A 20,803-nucleotide genomic window follows, 5' to 3' on the forward strand; every position below is an offset into this window, starting at 1 on the left:
TCTAACCGTTCAGAACATGATTAGACAGCGACGATTTGGTGGAAATCACATTGTTGAGTACTACGATAAATTAAAAACGCAACCCTATAACAAATGTCATAAGGTTGGCTCCCTAGTACAGTCGTAGCATCAGTTTAACATACTAAAGCCTTATGAAAAATCGAAAAATCACTAGGCTTATTCGGCATGGTCCAATTTATCAAAATAATATCAGAGAGTTAAGAAAGTTATTATAGATACTTGACTAATCGTAAGAAAAGAGCTGCCTAGGCAACTCAATGAATTCAAGTAAAGCCAGCGTTAGTTGAGTAAGAAGTTTAGTTTCTAAATAAAGCGATATTTACGTGAAAATTGCGTGATAACCAAAATACTCGTTAACCCAACAACGAGATACCATATTATATTAAAAGGAACTATGTACATTAATACACCAAATAAAATAGCTGTTAAAAAGCTAACTGTAATTGATTGTACATTCGTAATTTTATCTTGAATTAAATAATATAAAGTGAATGGTAGTGCTAAAGTAAATAACGGAATATAAATTGTTACAATAGATATTTCAATGAGGGATATTGAAAGCACGGCTATTATAAAACCTATTGACGTAGTAAGCGTTCTTCCTACAAATACTTTACCAGTAAAATAGCCGTATAGCAGAATAAACATAATCGTTAAACTGGCACAAATTCCCGTTATTAATACAAATGAATGGCCCATGAAGAAAGCTGCTATTGAGAAACAAACTAAAGAAACGAATGGCAACAACAATATTGAAGGATTTTGCACTTTTTCTATATTCATTACATTTGTAAAACCTACAAGGAATAATAAAGTAAATGGAATCGCCAAATATCCTAACTCGAAGTGATTACCTAGATTAATATAACTAACCTCAAGTTTGCCGACCATTATTATTACAAGTGATGCACAAATATGACCAATCAGTCCCCAAATGCTTGATAATTTAAAAGCTTGGGTAAGCTTATCCGTAATTACAATTGAAACGATGCCAATTAATAAAGCTAAATATAACAAATTTTCCCCTCCCAAATTAATTCATTAGAAATACTCAAAGTTAAATATCACTTTCTACAATTATACAGGAGATGTAAAAGATATCCAAATAGAATAGTGATGCTTATTGAACTATCCTGCTCCGTTAGTAGAATAGCAACAATCTTTAGAAAACAGCCTTATAAATAAAAAAACGCCACAAAAATGTGACGCTTTTCATCGCTTTTCTGCTAAATGAGTTGTTGATTTCCGTTCTGGACAAGAGATTCCCTGGGCATCCAGTCTCCATTACAATGAACCAATTCATTTAGCTAGTATCCAATTATTTATTAATATTGAATAAGTGTTTTAATGTCTAAGTCACCAAGTTTTGCACGACCGTTTAGCTCTGTTAATTCGATAAGGAAGGCACAGCCAACTACTTGACCACCTAATTGTTCAACTAAACGCACTGTCGCTTCAACTGTACCACCAGTCGCAAGTAAGTCATCACAGATTAATACTTTTTGACCTGGTTTAATCGCATCATTGTGCATTGTTAGTGTATCTTTACCGTATTCAAGGCCGTAGTCAGCACTGATTACTTCACGTGGTAATTTTCCTGGCTTACGAACAGGTGCAAATCCAATTTCAAGCGCATAAGCAACTGGGCATCCGATAATGAAGCCACGAGCCTCAGGACCTACCACAATTTCAGCACCTAATTCTTTTGCGTAACTTACGATTTGATCTGTCGCATACTTGTATGCAGTACCGTTATCCATAATTGTCGTAATATCTTTGAAGCTGATACCTTCTTTCGGCCAGTTCTCAACCGTTGTTACGTATTGCTTTAAATCCATGTTATTGTTCCTCCTACGAAACTTTTTCGCATATTAATGTAATCGTTCATCAAACCATTGTTTTATTTCTATATAAGGGGCATATACTAGCTTTTGCTCCATTTCAATCTGTTCTGAACGCTGTTTGTAAGACGGTGCCTCTGTAAGTGCCTGTTTCGGTGCATTCACGTTGACAGTCGTCAGTCCACTCTCCATTTTAACAAAATCAAGCTCAAAAAACACCTGTGTCATAAATTTTAATGCATCTAATGGCCAACCTGTATGCTTCGCTAATTCAGACAAATGCATATTCAGTGGAAAAGCAGGACGATTTTTTAAAAACTTATAATACCAGGAGAATTGCTCACGTGTAGGCAATCCACTGAAATACTGAGAATCAGGCATATAAAAATGTGCATAAATACGGGAAGGTGCTGTTTTTCGTAAGACCTCTTCTAACATTTGAACATTTTGTGGCAAATCTAATAGCACGATATAATTGGTTTGTTCTACATTTGAAAGCGTAGGATCCACTGCTAGGATTGGCACACCAATTAACGACTGGTAATAGGTTACTGTCTCTGGACGGAAGGCGATGAATGTTGCCTCCTCTTTTGGGACCGTATTTAACCAGCGTGATGTTTGTCGGATACCACGAATATCAAATAATTGCCATTCAGTCGTTTGAACATCCTCTATCATAAATTGTGCTTTTTTACGTCCTTGCCACTCGTTAATTTGTAAATCTCCAGTAAATGAAACCTTTATTCCATATGTTAACTCGTCGTGTAAATGTCCTTTATTGAAACCGACGCTATCCAATTTTTCATAGCCATCCGTCAATTCCATTTTTATATGATTTTCTGCTGCTCCAATTTTCCGCATGGAGGATATTTCCACATCTTCGAGCACATATACAGGCTTCGGAAAATCCGTACCATATGGACCGAGCGTTGATATTTCTTCAATAGCATCTGCTGAAATCTCATCCATTTTTAGTGGGATGTCAATATTGAGAACAGGCGTTAATTGCTCTTCTGATAAACATGCTCTTGCTTGAGTATCTAAGCGTGCTCTTAATTCATCAACATGCTCAATGGGTAACGTCATCCCCGCTGCCATAGGATGCCCACCAAAATGAGGTAATATATCTCGATTTTTCGCTAGTTCATTAAATAAATGGAACCCTTCAATACTACGAGCCGAACCTTTAGCTGTTCCTTTTTCGTAGTCTAGTGACAATACAATGGTTGGACGATAATATAGCTCTACAAGACGAGACGCGACAATTCCTACTACCCCAGCATTCCAGCCTTCTCCAGCGATCACTAAAACGAGTGAATCTCCAATTTTTTTATCTGATTCGATGAGAGCAATGGCCTCATCTGTAATACTCTTTACAATATCTTTGCGTTCACTATTACATGTATTAAGTTGTTTCGCCAATGCTGTTGCTTTAGCATTATCCTCAGCCATTAATAGCTCTACACCTGGTGCCGCTTCTCCAAGTCGACCAACTGCATTTAAACGCGGTCCAAAGTAAAAGCCGATTGTTTCTTCACTGATTTTAGCTTGCTCTGCACTTGCAACTTCACACATCGCTTGTACCCAAGGGCTGAGTGAACGACGCATTTCTTCTATTCCTCGCTTTACTAGGTAGCGATTTTCATCAACTAATGGTACTAAATCCGCTACTGTTCCAACAGCTACATATTCGAATAAATGCGTTGGCAGTTCCCCATATAGAGCATGAGCTAACTTAAACGCTACACCTACACCTGCTAGCTCACCAAAAGGATAATGTCCTTCTGGTATACGAGGATGTAAAATAATATCTGCAGGTGGTAATTCATCGCCTGGTTCATGGTGATCTGTAACGATAACATCCATACCTAGTTCCTTCGCGATACGAATCGGTTCCATCCCTGAAATACCATTATCAACTGTAATAATTAGTTGAACACCCTCTTCATGTGCTTCACGAAATAGTGCTTCGTGCGGTCCATAGCCGTGAATAAAACGATTTGGTATTTTAAACGAAACATCGGCACCGAGATCAAGTAACACATTCAGCATGACTGTCGTGCTAGTGACACCATCCGCGTCATAATCGCCGTATACTAGGATTTTCTCTCCATTATCAAGTGCTTGCTCTATACGTGCTACTGCTTCTGCCATGCCGTGCATTAAAAACGGGTCATGGATACTTGCTTCTGTCATATTCAATAAGCTCTCTGCGTCAGCAATTGTTTCGCAGCCTCGTGCTGCTAAAATTTTTGCTGCAATCGCAGAAAGTTGTAGGTCATTTTGTAATGTTTGGACAAGCTTCGCGTCTGGACGCTCTACTTGCCATCTCTTTTTCGATAGAATCATCTTTTCACTTCCTCACGAAAGCTATTATACCGAAAATCTAGACTATCCGCACTATCTGCTAGAATGATAGTTTTACCTGTAAAGTTGTGGCAGTCCGTCGTCGTTTCTACTACTCTCTAACAATCTCAAAAGAAAAAAGCCTACTCCGTTAAAGAGTAGACTTCTGAAACACACCTTTTGAAGCAGACACTAATGCCTCAATCTTCTCCAAATTACCTTCATGCAATGCTGTCACGATCGCACTACCAACGATTACACCATCACTAAGTGCCCCCATGCTTACCACCTGCTCAGGAGTTGAAATTCCAAAGCCGGCTAGAACTGGTATTTGGCTTGCTTCACGTAAGCGTGCAAAATGATCATGTAAATCATCTGCAAAACTTGCACGGGCCCCTGTAATTCCATTGACTGTCACAGCATAGACAAACCCTTGACTAGCAGCCGCAATACGTGCAATTCGCTCAGGAGGACTTGTTAACGATACAAGCTGAACGATGTCGATACCACGAGAATTTAAAGTGTCACGTAAGATCTCACTTTCTTCAAGCGGTACATCAGGAACGATTAACCCTTTAACACCCCCTGCTACACAAGCTTTAGCAAAAGCCTCTAACCCAAAAGCTAAAACAGGATTAAAATAAGTCATGACAACTAATGGAACTTGAATTTCTCCTCTAAATGAAGCTAATGCTGCAAGCACTTTACGTAATGTTACACCTTCGGCTAAAGCACGTTCACCTGCTTGCTCGATCGTCGGTCCATCCGCTACAGGATCCGTAAACGGTATACCCACTTCAATTGCCGTTACACCCATTTCCTGTAGCTTCAGGATCGTTGGCTTCAAAGTTGCCAGACCCCCATCCCCCGCCATAATATAAGGTACAAATGCTTTATTACCAGCGATTTTCGTTTGTTCAATTGCCTGCTGTAGTTTTGTCATTACACTTCTCCTCCTAATGCTTTTCGGACAGTATGAACATCCTTATCTCCTCGGCCGGACAAGCAAACTACAATGATGTCATCTGTAGACATTGTCTTCGCAAGTTTTGCTGTATAAGCAATAGCATGGGAGCTTTCTAGTGCAGGTAGTATACCTTCCGTTTTACTCAGTAATTGCAAGCCCTCAAGTGCTTCACTATCTGTAATCGAATCAAATTGAACACGCCCAATATCATGTAAATAACAATGCTCTGGACCTTTCCCTGGATAATCTAGACCAGCTGAAATAGAATGTGCTTCCTGCACAAAACCATTTTCATCTTGTAATAAATACATGTATGCACCGTGTAAAACGCCTAGCTGTCCACCTGCAATTGCTGCTGCATGCTTACCTGTCTCAATGCCACTGCCTGCAGCCTCTACTCCGTATAACGCTACAGTCTCGTCATCGACAAAAGGATGGAACATACCGATTGCATTACTACCGCCGCCTATACAAGCAACGACTGCATCGGGTAAACGACCTTCTTTATTTAAAATTTGCTCTCTAGTTTCAACACCAATTACACGCTGGAAATCCCTTACGATTTTTGGAAATGGATGTGGTCCTAAAGCCGAGCCCAAAATATAATGAGTATCCTCAACATTTGTCACCCAGTAGCGTAGTGCCGCATTGACAGCATCCTTCAATGTTTTTGAACCTGTTTCTACAGATTCCACTTTTGTACCGAGTAACTCCATGCGAAACACATTCAACTGTTGGCGTTTGATATCCTCTGCGCCCATAAAAACAACACATTCAAGATTTAATAATGCGCATGCTGTTGCCGTCGCCACTCCATGCTGCCCTGCACCTGTTTCTGCGACTATTTTTTTCTTACCCATTCGTTTTGCAAGAAGTGCTTGACCAATCGCATTATTAATCTTATGGGCTCCAGTATGATTTAAATCTTCACGCTTTAAATAAACCTTCGCGCCACCTAGCTCTTTTGTTAAATTTTCTGCGTAATACAACGGCGTTTCACGACCAACATATTGTTGTAAATAATAAGCCAGTTCCTCAGTAAATGCTTGATCATTCATTGCCTCATCATAGGCTGTTTCTAATTCCAACAAAGCTGTCATTAATGTTTCTGGAACAAATTGACCCCCAAATTTTCCGTATCGCCCTTCCTTTGTCGGTACACTATTTGCAATTGAATTCGCCATTATGCTCTCTCCTTCTTTACTGCCTGTATAAATGCGGTTATTTTAGCTATATCTTTTACACCGTCTGTCTCCACACCACTTGATACATCTACCATAAATGGCGACACAAGTGATACTGCTTCTCCTATATTTTCAGCTTGCAAACCACCTGCTAACATTAACTTTTCTCGCGGAATCCCTACCATCTCTAAGAGGGTCCAATCAAATGTATGACCACTACCTCCTTTAAAATCTGTGCCTGGTGCATCAAATAAGTAATAGTCTACGTCATATTTAGCAGCAGCCTGAACATCTTCAGCACCTCTGACGGACAAAGCTTTAATTGCTGGATAACCTTGCTGATGAATAAACTCCGGAGATTCTTCCCCGTGGTATTGCACATAATCTAATGGCACACTTTCTATTACAGTTCGTAATTCCTCTGCGCTTGGATTGACAAAAACACCGATTTTTAAAATGTACTCTGGCACATGTTTGGCTAATTGCCGCGCCTGTTCAACCGTCACTCGGCGTTTACTTGGTGCAAAGACAAAACCTATGGCATCCACTCCTGCCTCTACTGCTGCTTGCACATGCTGTTGTTCCTTTAGTCCACAAATTTTTACTTTCGTCATACAGATGCCCCCACCTTATTGACCTGTAAACTTTTTAGAGCAAAACCAGCATCACCACTGCGCATTAATGACTCACCTACAAGAACGCCACTAGCTCCCATAGCCGCCACCTCTTTAGCGTCTTCTTGTGTCCATATCCCACTTTCACTTATTAAAACCTTCTCCTCACCAAACGGAAAAGCTTCAGCAATTTCACGTGTTCGGTCTAAGCTCACTTCAAACGTACGTAAGTCTCGGTTATTGACGCCAATTAGTTTGGCACCAACTGCAATAGCTCGCTCAAGCTCTTCGAGATCATGCACCTCCACTAATACCTCTAAATTTAAACCTGTTGCATAGCTATACAGATCACGTAATGCTTGATCGGTTAACCCGGCCACAATTAATAAAATAATTGATGCACCTGATGCCTTCGCAAATCGAATTTGCACACGATCGATCATAAAATCCTTACAAAGAAGTGGCGTTTGGACAGCATTTGCAACTGCAGCTAAATCATCAAAGGAGCCTTTAAAAAACTGTTTATCTGTTAAAATGGAAATGGCTGCTGCCCCTGCGTCTGCATAAATTTTTGCTTGTGCCACTGGATCTGCCCCTTCCGCGATTAGCCCTTTCGAGGGGGAAGCACGCTTCATCTCAGAAATAACTTGTAATGTTTCAGCTTTTCGCAATTGCTCAAACAACGATGGACGCGGTTTTTCTGTAAAATTCGCTAAAGGGTCGGGCTGTTCAAGTAAAGCACAAACTTCAATCTTTTTTTGTTCGAGAATTTTTTTTAAAATATTCATTGTTGGACCTCCACTCCTTTAATATGCTCACTATAAGTAACGACTGCCTCTAATTTTTGAAGAGCACGCCCGCTAAAAATACTATCTTTCGCTATTTCTACACCTTCTTTAACGGTTTCAGCGATTCCATAGCTGAACAACCCAATACCAGCATTCAATAAAACGGTGTCAAAATAAGCACTTTGTTCACCGGCTAATAATGAACGCATAATTGCCGCGTTTTCATCTGCATTACCTCCACGAATAGCCTCTATTGGTGCATAGCTGAGACCCGCTTCTTCTGCAGTTAACGAAAATGGAATTAAGTCTCCCTTATCTAGTAAGACAAAAGTATTTTGACCAGCTAATGACGCCTCATCTAAACCTAGTGGCCCAGAAACGACCATTGCACGTTCTCGCCCGAGCATTTGTAATACAGATGCATATTCCATGACAAAATTAGGACGATTAATACCTGTAAATTGTGTCGATAAAGGCACTGGATTCGTAAGAGGACCGACAAGATTAAAAATTGTTGGCTTGCCAAGTGCACGACGAACCTCGCCAATTCGCTTTAATTTCGGATGAACATTCGGAGCATATAAAAAGGCTATTCCTTCTTTCTCTAACAGATCGACCGTTTGTTCAATAGAAATATTCGTATGAATACCGAGTGCCTCCAAAACATCAGAGCTTCCTGATGCCGAAGATATTTTTCGATTGCCGTGCTTTGCCATTTTGACACCGGCACCCGCTAATACAAAGGCGCAAGTGGTACTAATATTAAATGTATTAAGTCCATCGCCACCAGTACCACAATTATCCATATAGACCCCTTCGTTTGCTGGGACGTCTAATGCAAATGAACGCATAGTTGTGGCTAATGCAGCTACTTCATGTGCAGTTTCACCTTTGACAGATAATGCCGTTAAAAAGCTTGCGATTTGATCCTTTGGTGTGTCATCTAGAAACATCCATTTTGCTGCCTGTAGCATTTCCTCATACATTAAATGCTCTCGGCGTTGTACTTTTTCACGAATACCTTCCATTAGTGGGAACCTCCTTCATTTTTCAAGTAGCTGTAAAAATTCCTGTTCGTCCTCTTCTACTTGATTCAAAACTTCTTCAACATTTGTATATTTGGTCACCATTACAGTCGATTGCATATGCATCGTTTCATTTTCTATGACAATTGATTTCCCTGTTAAGGCAAAATCAAGATGACCGTTAAAACCAAGAAATCCAAGAGCACCTCTAAATATCCCAGTAGTTTGATTAGATTCATCTAAATTATCCTTTACCTGACCCTTTGGAACGCCTGTTGATGCAAAGGATGGTAATGTCGCAGCTAATACATCAAGTGCATGAAGCATCGGTAGGATTTGTCCCTCGACTCTCGATGTCATGTGCAATGCATGCTTGGAACGTTCAATTCTCATCGCCTCAATGACTTGAATGGAATCTCGGAAGCACACAGACTGTAGCTCTCGTTGCACGGCAGAAACAAGTACAGCATGCGACTCCCTAATATTTGCGTTTTCATGTAGCTTGCGTTCCTGCTCTAAGTCTTCACCTTTTGTGGAGCCTCTAGGAAATGCCCCCTCAGTTGGTGTGGCAATCACACGCTCACCTTTTACTCGAATTAGACTTTCAGGAGATGTCCCTAAGACAATATGATCGTCAAATTCTACATAATACATATAGGGAGCAGGATGTTTTTTTCGCAATTGACGATATAAAGAAAAAGCATCTCCTTGTAAATTTGCTAAAATGCACTTTGATAACATAACCCTAGTAATATCCTCATCTAAAGTAGCTTTGTTCGATGCAAGAGATGTTGCAAACTGTTCATTCGTAGTCGATTCGAAAGGGTCAAAGCTACAAGCCGTATCCTCATTCTCTCTACCTTTTAAAAGCTGCTCTGCCAACACTTCTAAATTTGGTTCTTTTTTTTCCGCATCAATATTCGTATAAATTAAAGTAACCTCATCTGTTACATGATCAAACACAATAACTGTCTCATACACATGGAAATGCACATCTGGTAACTCCGCTTTATCCTGTTCAGTCGAAAACCTTGTTGTTGTACCTTGACCAACATAGCCAACAGCTCCGCCTGAAAATGGGAATTGTGTCGTATTGGATATACGTGGCATTAACCTTTTCAATAAAACAAACATGTCGCCCTTATGTGTATAGGTGTGTCCAGTCTTATATGAATATTCCTGAATCTCATCTCCAAAGCCTTTATATGTTTTTCTTGGATTAGCGCCGATAAAAGAAAAGCGTCCTGCTCCTTCATGCTGTGCTGAACTTTCCAGCAAAAATTTATGTTTCCCTTGAAGGCGTCTAAAAATTAAAATCGGTGTTAATGAATCAGCATTAATAGTTTTCATTTTTGTTCTTGAACTCGTTGATAGCATAATGACCAAGCTCCTTTTCTTAAAAATCCACTACCTTTAGACTTACAAATGTTTAGTTACTGAATCAGTTCTTGTTGAAAAAAAGATCATCATCGCGTAGGGTTGATTTCCATTCCGGCTGGACGCTTTCCTGGGGGCGTTCGATGAGCCGCTCCGCTTCGCTGCAGAGTCTCGGGCCAACAGATGTTTTTTGCGCGAAAGCGTAGTGCAACGTAGTGGCAGCAGCAGATGTTCTTTGCGCGAAAGCGTAGTGCAACGTAGCGGCAGCGGCAGATGTTTTTTGCGCGAAAGCATAGCATTCAATACCTGCAAATTAAAAACAACAAAAAAAGTCCTCTGCAAAAAGGATTTTTCCTAATTGCAGAGGACGATCATGACCGCGTTGCCACCTCATATTAGAGCATATTTGCTCTCCCTTAAATGCTTAGCTTAGTTCGGATCAATTATGTCTCGGCATAATTGTGTCCAGAATCGGCTTTGTGTTTGCACAAAGTACTCCCTTCCGATTCCATGACATCCGCCGGAGGCTTTAACTTCTTTCAACGGATGATTGGACACCTGCTGAAAGAAGTTAAATTGACAGATCTTTTGAATTTATGTCAAAAAGATTTGTCTTATCTAAGTCAAAGCATCCCCTTTAACGTGGGGAATCCGTTCGCTATTATAATTAGCGACTCTCATAAGTCCATTCACATAAGCTGCAAATCAGTTCGCACCATCCACTGACTCTCTAAATTGCACACTTATGCTACTACTCTTATTCAACAATTTCTCAGCTATTCTCATCTAAACTAAACTCAGCTCATCTGTTCTAAGGCTGGCCTCGCTCCCGAGACCAACTACCTTGTACCGAACAAAAAAGTTAGCCTTATTCTATGCTAAACTACGATAATTGTCAATCAATTCAGAGAAAAAGAAAAATGTTAAAAAAATTTAAGGAAGGTAAACAGTGTTGGAATTGATTCTATCAAAGAGTTGGTACAAGTATTCATTAACCTAATTGAAGATATTTCAGCCACTTCAGTACAAATTTCAGCAAGTGCGAAAGACGTCACTGCCTACAATGCAGCAGGTGAATAGGGTAGCTGTGGAATTAAGCAACAATGCTCTACAACCACAATCTTACTAAGGCAATTTAAACCTAAAAACAAAAAGAATCTTCAGCTTTCTCATGAAAGCCAGAAGATTCTTTTTTCATCAAAAACAGGGAAAGAAATATTTCCTTCCCTGCTTCATTTTAATGCTTATGTTAAACAGTAGGTTCGTCAGTACCCCATTGTTTTTTCGCTTTTTTGTGTATTTGACCATCTGATTTTTTCATTTCACGAACTTTAAGTGAATACCAGATTTGTGCAGCAATACAAATTGAAGAATACATACCTGTGATTAAACCAACTAATAACGCGATTGAGAAGTTTTGAATCGATGGTGCACCTAAAATAAGAAGTGCCACTGTCACGATAATAACCGTTAACACTGTGTTAACAGATCGACCCATTGTTTGACGTAGTGATTTGTTAACGATATCCGCTAACACTTCACGGTCTTTAATCGTATCATATCGATCTAAGTTTTCACGCATACGGTCAAACGTAACGATCGTATCGTTAATAGAATAACCGACAATTGTCAGTACAGCCGCAATGAACGTAATATCAACTTCTAAGCGCATAAAACTAAATACAGCAACAATTAAGAATACGTCATGTAGTAACGAAACAATTGCCCCAATACCCATGCGCCACTCAAAACGAACCGCTACATAGATAATGATACCGATAGCCGCAAGAGATAATGCTTTAATCGCATTTTTCACAAGCTCTTTACCAACGGTCGGAGACACTGTACTTATGCCAGGTTCATGACCATATTTTTCGCCTGCTTCTTTTTTGAACTTTATAATTTCTGCTTGCGTCAGGTCATGTTTATAACGGATAACCGCTCCGTTGCTCTTTTCACCTGTCAAAACGATATCTTCTGATGAGAAGCCAATACTATCTAGATATTTGGATACTTCTTCTTTATTCAACGTTTGCTCCGCTTCAATTTGCACACGTGTACCACTAGAGAAATCAATACCAAGGTTTAAGCGGAAAATACCAAGAACCACTAAACCGGCCACTAAAATAGCTAATGAGAATGTATAGAATTTCTTACGGTTGTGTACAAAGTCAAAACGATCAAATTTCGTTGATAAATCTAATGTTCCGATATTTTCATCCAGGCTATGCTGTTTAGATTTTGGAATACCAAACCATGCTGGATTGTTGAAGTAGCCACTATTTACAAGTATTCCTTGTAAGACACGAGAGCCCCAAACAGCTGTTAGGAAGCTTAGTAAAATACTAATAATTAATGTTGTGGCAAACCCTTTAACAGAGCTTGTACCCCATTGGAATAATACGGCAGCTGCTAATAATGTAGTTAGCTGTGCATCGACAATGGCTGACAAAGACTCCTTCGAGCCAATTTGGAATGCTTGTTTAACCGAATAACCGACACGTAATTCCTCACGGATACGTTCTGCGGCAAGAATATTTGCATCTACCGCCATCCCTATACCGAGCACGATTGCTGCGATACCCGGAAGCGTTAACACCGCATTAATCCAACTGAATACAACTAGTACTAGGAAAGTGAAAATAGCAAGTGTAATGATGGAAATAAAGCCAGGTAAACGATAGTAGAATAGCATAAATAAGAAAATTATTACTACGCCCACAATACCGGCGAAAACTGTACTTTTCAGTGCTTGGTCACCAAATTGTGCACCAACTGAAGTAGAATAAATTTCATTAAGCTTAACAGGAAGTGCCCCAGCATCTAAAATACCCGCTAGATTTTTCGTTTCTTCAACTGTGAAATTCCCGCTAATCATAACATCTGTTGTATCTAATCTTTGGTTAACTGTCGCAGCAGATGCATAGCGAGGCTTCGCCTTTTGTGATTCAGTTTTATATGAATCAACACCTTCTTCAAAGTCTAACCATACAACAAGTAAATTTTGACCTGCTGGTTTAGCAGCAATTTTACTTGTGATATCAGCAAATTTTTCCGCATCCTTTAACGTTAGCGAAACTATAGGTCGATTTTGCTGGTCAAAAGAACCTTTAGCGCCACCTGGCTTTAAGTCATTACCATCCAGCAATAAATTGTCATCGACATCACGGAATGTTAAATTTGCAGAAGTAGACAATAATTCACGTGCTGATTCTTGGTCTTCGACACCCGCTAATTGCACACGAATGCGGTTTTTGTCTTCAACCTGAATGCTCGGCTCACTTACCCCGATAGCATTTACACGCTCACCAAGAGCTGTTGCTGTTGCCGATACAACTTCTGGTGTAATTTTTTGTCCCTCTTTTAATTCTTTAACCTCATAAAGAACCTCAAACCCGCCTTGTAAGTCAAGGCCTAGCTTAATGTCCTTTAAGACGCCGCCTACAGTCGTACCGATGGCTGCTGTAAAAATAACCATTAGTAGTACGAATGCAACTATACGACTTTTAAGTTTCATTTATAAATCCTCCTCGAATTGGTGTAAGGCAATTCCTTACACTACAAACAAGTATAATAGCAAGTCCTTTTGAAGCGTTTATTCCTCCTTTTCCTTTAGAATAATGTTGCCTGTGCTTCAAAAAAGATTGCTCTACTTATTTCGATCGTTCATAACGCGCAAATTTATCCCTGTATTTGAATAGGTGTTTTGCCTCCAAATTTGGAAAAAACTATTAGGAGGGTTTTGGTAAAAATACTTATACAAATAAAAAAAAGCGCAACACACTCATTATGAAACACGTTGCGCTTGGTGTCAATTCAACACTTTTAGTATTCTATTATTATTTGACAAATTTCACACATTCTTCTTAAGTTTTAACCGGGCCAAGCAGCATTTTTAACTCTTCCGTATTCAATTCTGTAAACCAATCATTACTTTGTAAGAATTCTACTTGATTAAAAGATACGATATCGGACGGTGATACTGCAAAAATAGTGGCGATAATTTCATGTATGCGTAATTGTTCAATATTTTTTCTGCGCCATTTTTTCTCTACACAATAGCGCCATAGTTCTTCTGCTGTAATCGCATTGTATTGGTAATATTTAAACTCTTCCATCTTACTATCAATTGCAGGACGGATTTTTTCAAATAGTTGCTCATGCTGCATACTCATTTTGAATCATCTCCAATCAAAGTCGTATCGTAAGACAAGTTTGCATACAAATAGTGTAAATGAATTTTTGTGGCTTGAGAAGGGACGGATGGCATGAGTTCTTTTGTACGGGGAACACTATTTTTAATGTTCGTGATTTTTTTATCGAAACTCTTTGGCTTCTTTTATAGAATGCAATTTATGCGGATCGCTGGTGAAGAGGCAGTCGGCATTTATATGACCGTCTATCCGGCGTTCATTTTCTTCATCTCACTCATTCAACTTGGACTACCTATTGCTGTGGCAAAAATTGTAGCAGAGTTATTAGCAAAAAACAAACGCGAGAGCATCTATGGTGTTATGCGTACGGCTATTTTTTGGTCATTTATTGGAATGATCGTCTTTATGCCAATCGTTGCACTAACTATACCATATATATCGACTACACTTTTACATAATGAACATACAACATTTACGCTTTGGATTGCACTCTTTGCTGTACCAGTTTCTGTTGGCTCAGGTTTATTACGCGCTTATTTACAGGGTATTGCGAAAATCACACCAACAGCTTGGGCTCAAATGATTGAACAAATTATCCGTATTAGCTTCATCACTTTGACACTGCCATATGTGGCTGCCTATAATAATGCTGCCGTTACAGCAGCCGCTGCTATGGGTATTACACTACTAGCTGAAATCGTTGCTTTCTTGTATTTGTGGATTCATTATATAGTCTCAAAGAAAAAATTATTGACACGAAAAAACAAAATCGAGGCTTATCCTGCCTCTCCAATGTTACGAATTGCCCTTCCTTCTGCAGGAAGCAAGCTATTCGGATCTTTTACTTGGTTTTTAGAACCTATCATTTTTTTAAAGGCGTTAACTATGGCTGGTTTAACAGCCTCCGCTGCAACAATTTTATATGGGGTTATTTCGGGTGTACTAGTCCCCCTATTATTATTCCCTGCTTTTGTTTCTGCAGCACTTTCAATTGTACTAATACCAGCTGTAAGTGACGCGGTTGCACGTCAGCATATACCACTCCTACAGGAACGTATCTCTGTTTCATTGCGACTATCTTCTTTAGTGGGCTGTGTTGCCGCTACGTACTTTTTCGTTCATGGAGACGAATTAGCTGTGAAGCTCTTTCACTTACAAGAAAATCGTGGTTATGTGAAAATATTGGCTCCTATTTTTTATTTTTATTATATACAAAGTCCATTGCACTCTATATTACAAGCAATTGGAGAAGCACGCGCAGCAATGATGAACTCCATATACGGTGGTCTTGGTAAGCTCTTTGTCATGTTCGTACTTGCTTCTCAGCCGGGTATACAAGAAAAAGGTGCCGTTGTGGCGATTGGCTTTGGCGTTTTACTGACTTCGTTTTTGCATATTGCAACAGTAAGGCAACGTAAAAATTTACGTGCTGGTTTTAGAATGTTTGTTGTTCCATATGGCTGTTTTATTGCTGTTTGTGTTACCCAGTATTTTCTGATGCAAATAATGCCACTACCATTTATTTTAAGTAGCTGTGTAACTTTGTTTTTACTTTTTACATTCTTACTAGTTTCCAATCAATTACGAATAACTGATTTGCGCTACATTCGTAAATTGGCCAAGAAAGTTTAAGATTCTTTCAGTTGAATATGCAGCCGATCTTCCTCCCAAACACAAAAAAATACAGTGTTACTATCCGTAATATTATTTTTAGCAAGCTCTGCCATTAACCAATCAGCATCTTTGTGCAATACCTTTAAATGCCTCTCCTGAATATCACCATCGATAATTAATGGGTAAACAAATGCCTTTTCATCTTTTTGGTAGACGGACAAATTGCCAGATGGCTCTAAATAAGCATAAGCAATATCTGTAACGGAAGCATTTCCATTTTCGCGTAATTGTTGACACAAATCATCTAAGTTATAGCGTTGCTTGCGCATTTCACTTTCTAAAATGACACCGTCTTTTATAAGCAATACTGGATCACCATCAACTAGGTCACGGAATTTTTTATTTTTGAGTGACAAATATGCAGTTGCTATTTGAATGAAAAACAACACGATGATTGGTAAAATCACATTAAATAAAGGACTTTCGAAATCATCAAGTGCAAACGCAGCAACTTCAGCCATTAAAATGGATACAACTAAATCGATTACAGATAATTCGCCGACCTCACGTTTACCCATTAAACGAAAAATTATTAGGATAAACACATATAAAAAGCAGGTTCTAAAAACAATCATTAAATATTCTTCCATATCGTCACCCCCATACTATTCAAGGTGACCTTACTTATCTTTTTTTATACAGGATGATGGTATATCTTAGCTTTGATTTTTAACACTTAACTTCTCGGAATTCCTTATGACGGAACTTTATTATTTTGCATGCTAACCTTAATTGAAAATCGTGTTTTCAATTAAGGCAAAACCTAAAAAAACGCACGAATAACATAAAAAAACAACAACTCTTTAATTAGGAAATGACACCATGTAACTTTCGTAAATCAAAAGAATAAACCTTAGTTGTTTGTGTACAATAAAAGGAGCTATAATTCCTGCTTTTTAAGTGGAAAAAACAAAATTTTCTCGGACAGTTAACAGGACGTTTCACAATGCTCACCCATGTAGTTATTGTTTATAATGTCCTTCTTGTACTTCCGTTTAGTAAACACCCTACTTTTTTCCAACTTAACAGGCTAATTCAAACATGAAAACAAGGTGAGAAAATGAAAAGGTTAGTAATTTTTCTAGTTATTGTTGCTTATAGTATTTCGCTCATTAAACCTTTCCCTATTTACGGATATAATAATGAGAAGATTCCCGTTCTAATGTACCACCATTTGGATAAAAACATGAATAATAATACAGTCATTTCCCCAGAGAATTTTGAACAACAAATCAAAACACTTAAAGAGAATGGATACAACTCTATTACAGCACAAGAATTATATGATTACTTGGACGGTAAAACAGAATTGCCTAAAAATCCGGTGTTAATAACTTTTGACGATGGTTATTTAAGCAACTATGAAAAAGCTTATCCGATTTTAAAAAAATACAAAATGCATGCAGAAATTTTTGTTATCACCAGTCATGTTCTAGAAAGAAACGGAAAAAATGCGTATCCAAACGAAATTCCCAAAATGAATTGGGATCAATTAAAAGAAATGGAGGATTATATAACCATCCAAAGCCATACTTGGAATTCACATAATAAATTACAGTCATTCAATGGCGGAATGAAAGGTGCTATATATGGTCGTAGTTACATTAATGGAAAGCTCGAAACACAAGAAGAGTACGAAGAACGAGTTAAAAAAGATTTTATTCTTTCTAGGGAAATTATTAAAGAAAAGTTAGGTTATGAACCAATTGCTCTTAGCTATCCCTTCGGAACTAATTCTGAAGATGCAATGAAATTGGCGAAAGATGCTGGATTTAAAATGGCTTTTGTTATTAAAAATAAAGGTGTTACTATGGGCGATAATGCATTTGCTTTAAGCAGAATAACGGTGAATGGCAATGACACTGGAGCAGAATTAATTAAGAAATTAAAAAATGGTGGCACTTAGCTAAAATAAAAAAGAACATCGATTATGCCAGCGTTACGTCCTGAATCGGCTTTGCGCTTAGGTTTGGATGAGAGTTGATACAATGTTTCGATAATGCCTTAAGACGTGGAGGAGATCTCAGTATTTGTCGCTTCACTATCGCTACGAAAACACTTACTGAAAGAAGTTAAAAAAAGACTTACAACTAATGTAAGTCTTTTTCTCATAATTATTTTAATTGGTCGCCATTTACTACTCGTCCAATTGCTTGACGGTCAAATTTAACGCGCACATTGTCTGCAATTTTTAATGTCACAGCTGTGTCCTCGATTGAGTCAATCTCGCCATGTAAACCACCGATTGTAATAATTTTATCTCCACGTTGCAAACTGCTCTGCATATTTTGTGTTTCCTGCTGTCTCTTTTTAGCAGGGCGGATTAAAATAAACCACATTGCAACGAACATGATTAAAATCATGATTAAGCCAGAATATTGTTCCATCATTCTTGCCCCCTTTCCAATTCTACTTTAGTATAGACTATTCCACCATAAAAAAGCGATGGACAAGCCCAAAATTTTTCTACATTACTAATATTTTTTCTACGATAGACATTTTTTTGCTAAAAACATTCTCATTTCACACAAATTTACATGATCTTTTTACCGAATATTAGAAGTTCTTTGCGTTTGGCCCATTAAAGCCGTATTTCTCGAAAAATTCTTCTCGGAAATCACCAAGACGGTCTTCTCGGATTGCCTCACGTACTTGCTCCATTAGTTTCAATAGGAAGTGTAAGTTATGGTAAGTTGTTAAACGTATACCAAACGTTTCTTCCGTACGAATTAGATGACGAATATAAGCGCGTGAATAGTTTTTACATGTATAGCAATCGCAGTTTGGATCAATTGGTCCGAAGTCACGTGCATATTTTGCATTTTTAACAACTAAACGGCCTTCAGATGTCATTAATGTACCGTTACGTGCAATACGTGTTGGTAATACGCAGTCAAACATATCAATACCTCGAATAGCACCATCAATTAATGAGTCAGGTGAACCTACACCCATTAAATAACGTGGTTTATTTGCTGGCATTAATGGTGTTGTAAACTCTAATACTCGGTTCATAATGTCCTTAGGTTCACCAACAGATAAGCCTCCAATTGCATAACCAGGGAAATCAAGCTCTACCAATGCTTCTGCAGAACGACGGCGTAAATCCTCGAATTCTCCCCCTTGAATAATACCGAATAGACCTTGGTCCTCTGGACGTTTATGTGCCTCTTTACAACGTTTAGCCCAACGTGTTGTACGGTCTACTGATTGCAGCATATAGTCATATGTCGCAGGGAAAGGTGGACATTCATCAAAAGCCATCATAATATCCGAACCTAAATCATTTTGAATTTCCATCGCCTTTTCAGGACTTAAAAACAATTTGTCCCCATTTAAATGATTGCGGAAATGAACCCCTTCTTCTTCGATTTTACGGAATTGACTAAGTGAGAACACTTGGAAACCACCTGAATCTGTTAAAATCGGGCGATCCCAGTTCATAAATTTATGCAGGCCCCCTGCTTCCTTAACAATATCATTCCCAGGTCGTAGCCATAAATGATACGTATTTGACAGAATAATACCTGCATTCATTTCCTTTAATTCCTCAGGTGACATTGTTTTAACAGTTGCTTGTGTCCCTACAGGCATAAATGCTGGCGTTTCGAAAGAGCCATGCGGTGTATGCACGATACCAAGGCGTGCTCCAGTTTGTTTACAAGTATGAAGTAGCTCATAACGAATTGCTGGTTGTGTCATATTATAAAAATTCCTCTCTTATCTAAAGTAAAAACATTACTCCGATTTTTTCTTTATTCGCCTTTTGGACGAATAAACATAGCATCACCAAAGCTAAAGAAACGATATTTTTCTTCTACAGCTTGTTGGTATGCACTTAAAATTGTTTCTTTTGTTGCAAGCGTACTAACAAGCATTACAAGGGTAGACTTTGGTAAATGGAAGTTTGTAATTAAACCATCCACAACAGTAAATTCATATCCCGGATAAATGAAAATAGACGTCCAACCTTGTTCTGCTCGTACTTCACCTCCATATTTAGAGCCGATCGTTTCTAAAGTACGTGTAGAGGTTGTACCAACTGCAATTACTTTACCACCATTACTCTTTACTCGGTTTATGATAGATGCGGTTTCTTCCGTTACACTATAAAATTCAGAATGCATTTCGTGATTTTCAATTGAATCTACACTTACAGGACGGAAAGTTCCAAGTCCCACATGTAAAGTGATAAAAACAACTTCGACCCCTTTTGCTTTCACTTGCTCTAGTAATTCTTCAGTAAAATGCAGACCTGCAGTTGGTGCTGCTGCTGAACCCCGCTCTTTTGCATAAACGGTTTGGTAGCGATCCTTATCCTCTAACTTTTCGCGAATATATGGAGGTAGTGGCATCTCACCAAGTTGCTCTAAAATTTCATAAAAAATGCCGTTATATTTAAACTCAAATGTACGTCCACCATGATCAAGCTCTCCTGTACAAGTAGCTGTCAGTAAGCCATCTCCAAATGTTACAACTGTGCCAACTTTTACACGCTTAGCTGGTTTAACAAGCGTTTCCCATTCATCCGTACCCGCCATTTGCTTTAATAGCAGTACCTCTATATGAGCACCTGTCTCCTCTTTAACACCCATTAAACGTGCTGGTAATACTCTTGTATCATTTAACACAAGACAGTCTCCAGTTTGTAACTCATCTAAAATATGAGCAAAATGGTGATGATCTACATTTGCTGAGCCTGGCGTCACTACCATTAATCGACTAGCTGTACGATCCAAAAGTGGGGTTTGTGCAATAAGCTCTTCAGGCAATTCAAAATCAAAATCTTCTACACGCATGAAAATACTTCCT

The 20,803-nt window shown here is 38.7% G+C and carries 17 protein-coding genes and 1 other annotated feature; of the genes, 2 read left to right on the plus strand and 15 right to left on the minus strand.

Translation table 11 applies throughout. From position 1 onward, the window contains the following. Nucleotides 1–324 precede the first annotated feature (324 nt). The 11 genes from AC3WSK_RS17590 to AC3WSK_RS17640 form a co-directional block, all read right to left on the minus strand. Nucleotides 325–1,038, minus strand: a complete 714-nt coding sequence (locus tag AC3WSK_RS17590) for an MraY family glycosyltransferase (RefSeq protein WP_079563601.1) — start codon at nt 1,036–1,038, stop codon at nt 325–327. 308 nt (nt 1,039–1,346) lie between these two features. Then, nucleotides 1,347–1,859 carry an adenine phosphoribosyltransferase gene (locus AC3WSK_RS17595; RefSeq protein ID WP_079563600.1) on the minus strand — a complete coding sequence of 171 codons (513 nt, stop codon included), beginning with the start codon at nt 1,857–1,859 and terminating at the stop codon, nt 1,347–1,349. Nucleotides 1,860–1,892: 33 nt separating this feature from the next. Next, complete coding sequence (gene recJ, locus AC3WSK_RS17600; RefSeq protein ID WP_492413168.1) at nt 1,893–4,211, minus strand: single-stranded-DNA-specific exonuclease RecJ; 2,319 nt, start codon at nt 4,209–4,211, stop codon at nt 1,893–1,895. Between the two features lie 148 nt (nt 4,212–4,359). Then, nucleotides 4,360–5,151: a tryptophan synthase subunit alpha gene (trpA, locus tag AC3WSK_RS17605; protein WP_427484170.1), complete on the minus strand. Its 792-nt coding sequence runs from the start codon at nt 5,149–5,151 to the stop codon at nt 4,360–4,362. After that, entirely contained in the window at nt 5,151–6,359 is a 1,209-nt protein-coding gene (trpB, locus tag AC3WSK_RS17610; protein WP_079563597.1) for a tryptophan synthase subunit beta, read from the minus strand. Before trpB ends, trpA begins: the two co-directional genes overlap by 1 nt. Then, nucleotides 6,359–6,973: a phosphoribosylanthranilate isomerase gene (locus AC3WSK_RS17615; RefSeq protein ID WP_492413165.1), complete on the minus strand. Its 615-nt coding sequence runs from the start codon at nt 6,971–6,973 to the stop codon at nt 6,359–6,361. Before AC3WSK_RS17615 ends, trpB begins: the two co-directional genes overlap by 1 nt. After that, entirely contained in the window at nt 6,970–7,761 is a 792-nt protein-coding gene (gene trpC / locus AC3WSK_RS17620) for an indole-3-glycerol phosphate synthase TrpC (protein WP_492413163.1), read from the minus strand. Before trpC ends, AC3WSK_RS17615 begins: the two co-directional genes overlap by 4 nt. Then, nucleotides 7,758–8,789, minus strand: a complete 1,032-nt coding sequence (gene trpD, locus AC3WSK_RS17625) for an anthranilate phosphoribosyltransferase (RefSeq protein WP_492413161.1) — start codon at nt 8,787–8,789, stop codon at nt 7,758–7,760. Before trpD ends, trpC begins: the two co-directional genes overlap by 4 nt. A 15-nt stretch (nt 8,790–8,804) precedes the next feature. Continuing rightward, nucleotides 8,805–10,163 (minus strand): chorismate-binding protein, encoded by a 1,359-nt coding sequence (locus AC3WSK_RS17630; protein ID WP_492413159.1) that lies wholly within the window; start codon nt 10,161–10,163, stop codon nt 8,805–8,807. 360 nt (nt 10,164–10,523) lie between these two features. Then, nucleotides 10,524–10,937: a binding site (T-box leader), on the minus strand. A 475-nt stretch (nt 10,938–11,412) separates the two neighbouring features. Then, nucleotides 11,413–13,680, minus strand: coding sequence for a protein translocase subunit SecDF (secDF, locus tag AC3WSK_RS17635; RefSeq protein ID WP_427484174.1), 2,268 nt, complete (start codon nt 13,678–13,680; stop codon nt 11,413–11,415). Nucleotides 13,681–14,029: 349 nt separating this feature from the next. After that, nucleotides 14,030–14,338, minus strand: a complete 309-nt coding sequence (locus AC3WSK_RS17640; protein ID WP_079563591.1) for a post-transcriptional regulator — start codon at nt 14,336–14,338, stop codon at nt 14,030–14,032. 93 nt (nt 14,339–14,431) lie between these two features. Between AC3WSK_RS17640 and AC3WSK_RS17645 the strand changes: the two genes are divergently transcribed. Beyond that, nucleotides 14,432–15,949: a putative polysaccharide biosynthesis protein gene (locus tag AC3WSK_RS17645; protein WP_079563590.1), complete on the plus strand. Its 1,518-nt coding sequence runs from the start codon at nt 14,432–14,434 to the stop codon at nt 15,947–15,949. On the opposite strand, the gene AC3WSK_RS17650 is transcribed toward AC3WSK_RS17645, so the two are convergent. After that, nucleotides 15,946–16,581 carry a DUF421 domain-containing protein gene (locus AC3WSK_RS17650; protein WP_079563589.1) on the minus strand — a complete coding sequence of 212 codons (636 nt, stop codon included), beginning with the start codon at nt 16,579–16,581 and terminating at the stop codon, nt 15,946–15,948. The genes AC3WSK_RS17645 and AC3WSK_RS17650 overlap by 4 nt on opposite strands. 470 nt (nt 16,582–17,051) lie before the next feature. Between AC3WSK_RS17650 and AC3WSK_RS17655 the strand changes: the two genes are divergently transcribed. Then, on the plus strand, nt 17,052–17,897 hold the full coding sequence (locus tag AC3WSK_RS17655; protein ID WP_492413156.1) for a polysaccharide deacetylase family protein: 846 nt from the start codon (nt 17,052–17,054) through the stop codon (nt 17,895–17,897). A 208-nt stretch (nt 17,898–18,105) separates the two neighbouring features. Here AC3WSK_RS17655 and yajC read toward each other — a convergent pair whose 3' ends face one another. The 3 genes from yajC to queA all read right to left on the minus strand — a co-directional run bounded on the left by yajC (nt 18,106) and on the right by queA (nt 20,790). Then, nucleotides 18,106–18,378, minus strand: coding sequence for a preprotein translocase subunit YajC (gene yajC / locus AC3WSK_RS17660; RefSeq protein WP_079563587.1), 273 nt, complete (start codon nt 18,376–18,378; stop codon nt 18,106–18,108). A gap of 169 nt (nt 18,379–18,547) precedes the next feature. Next, nucleotides 18,548–19,693 carry a tRNA guanosine(34) transglycosylase Tgt gene (tgt, locus tag AC3WSK_RS17665; protein WP_079563586.1) on the minus strand — a complete coding sequence of 382 codons (1,146 nt, stop codon included), beginning with the start codon at nt 19,691–19,693 and terminating at the stop codon, nt 18,548–18,550. A gap of 53 nt (nt 19,694–19,746) precedes the next feature. Then, complete coding sequence (gene queA / locus AC3WSK_RS17670) at nt 19,747–20,790, minus strand: tRNA preQ1(34) S-adenosylmethionine ribosyltransferase-isomerase QueA (RefSeq protein WP_079563585.1); 1,044 nt, start codon at nt 20,788–20,790, stop codon at nt 19,747–19,749. Between the last annotated feature and the right edge of the window lie 13 nt (nt 20,791–20,803).

The organism is Lysinibacillus sp. EB271-A1-10B (assembly GCF_058791335.1).

Excerpts from the sequence above, each read along its gene's own strand:
- AC3WSK_RS17595 (WP_079563600.1), bottom strand. The coding sequence starts at position 1,859 with ATGGATTTAAAGCAATACGTAACAACGGTTGAGAACTGGCCGAAAGAA.
- recJ (WP_492413168.1), bottom strand. The coding sequence starts at position 4,211 with ATGATTCTATCGAAAAAGAGATGGCAAGTAGAGCGTCCAGACGCGAAG.
- trpA (WP_427484170.1), bottom strand. The coding sequence starts at position 5,151 with ATGACAAAACTACAGCAGGCAATTGAACAAACGAAAATCGCTGGTAAT.
- trpB (WP_079563597.1), bottom strand. The coding sequence starts at position 6,359 with ATGGCGAATTCAATTGCAAATAGTGTACCGACAAAGGAAGGGCGATAC.
- AC3WSK_RS17615 (WP_492413165.1), bottom strand. The coding sequence starts at position 6,973 with ATGACGAAAGTAAAAATTTGTGGACTAAAGGAACAACAGCATGTGCAA.
- trpC (WP_492413163.1), bottom strand. The coding sequence starts at position 7,761 with ATGAATATTTTAAAAAAAATTCTCGAACAAAAAAAGATTGAAGTTTGT.
- trpD (WP_492413161.1), bottom strand. The coding sequence starts at position 8,789 with ATGGAAGGTATTCGTGAAAAAGTACAACGCCGAGAGCATTTAATGTAT.
- AC3WSK_RS17630 (WP_492413159.1), bottom strand. The coding sequence starts at position 10,163 with ATGCTATCAACGAGTTCAAGAACAAAAATGAAAACTATTAATGCTGAT.
- secDF (WP_427484174.1), bottom strand. The coding sequence starts at position 13,680 with ATGAAACTTAAAAGTCGTATAGTTGCATTCGTACTACTAATGGTTATT.
- AC3WSK_RS17640 (WP_079563591.1), bottom strand. The coding sequence starts at position 14,338 with ATGAGTATGCAGCATGAGCAACTATTTGAAAAAATCCGTCCTGCAATT.
- AC3WSK_RS17645 (WP_079563590.1), top strand. The coding sequence starts at position 14,432 with ATGAGTTCTTTTGTACGGGGAACACTATTTTTAATGTTCGTGATTTTT.
- AC3WSK_RS17650 (WP_079563589.1), bottom strand. The coding sequence starts at position 16,581 with ATGGAAGAATATTTAATGATTGTTTTTAGAACCTGCTTTTTATATGTG.
- AC3WSK_RS17655 (WP_492413156.1), top strand. The coding sequence starts at position 17,052 with ATGAAAAGGTTAGTAATTTTTCTAGTTATTGTTGCTTATAGTATTTCG.
- yajC (WP_079563587.1), bottom strand. The coding sequence starts at position 18,378 with ATGGAACAATATTCTGGCTTAATCATGATTTTAATCATGTTCGTTGCA.
- tgt (WP_079563586.1), bottom strand. The coding sequence starts at position 19,693 with ATGACACAACCAGCAATTCGTTATGAGCTACTTCATACTTGTAAACAA.
- queA (WP_079563585.1), bottom strand. The coding sequence starts at position 20,790 with ATGCGTGTAGAAGATTTTGATTTTGAATTGCCTGAAGAGCTTATTGCA.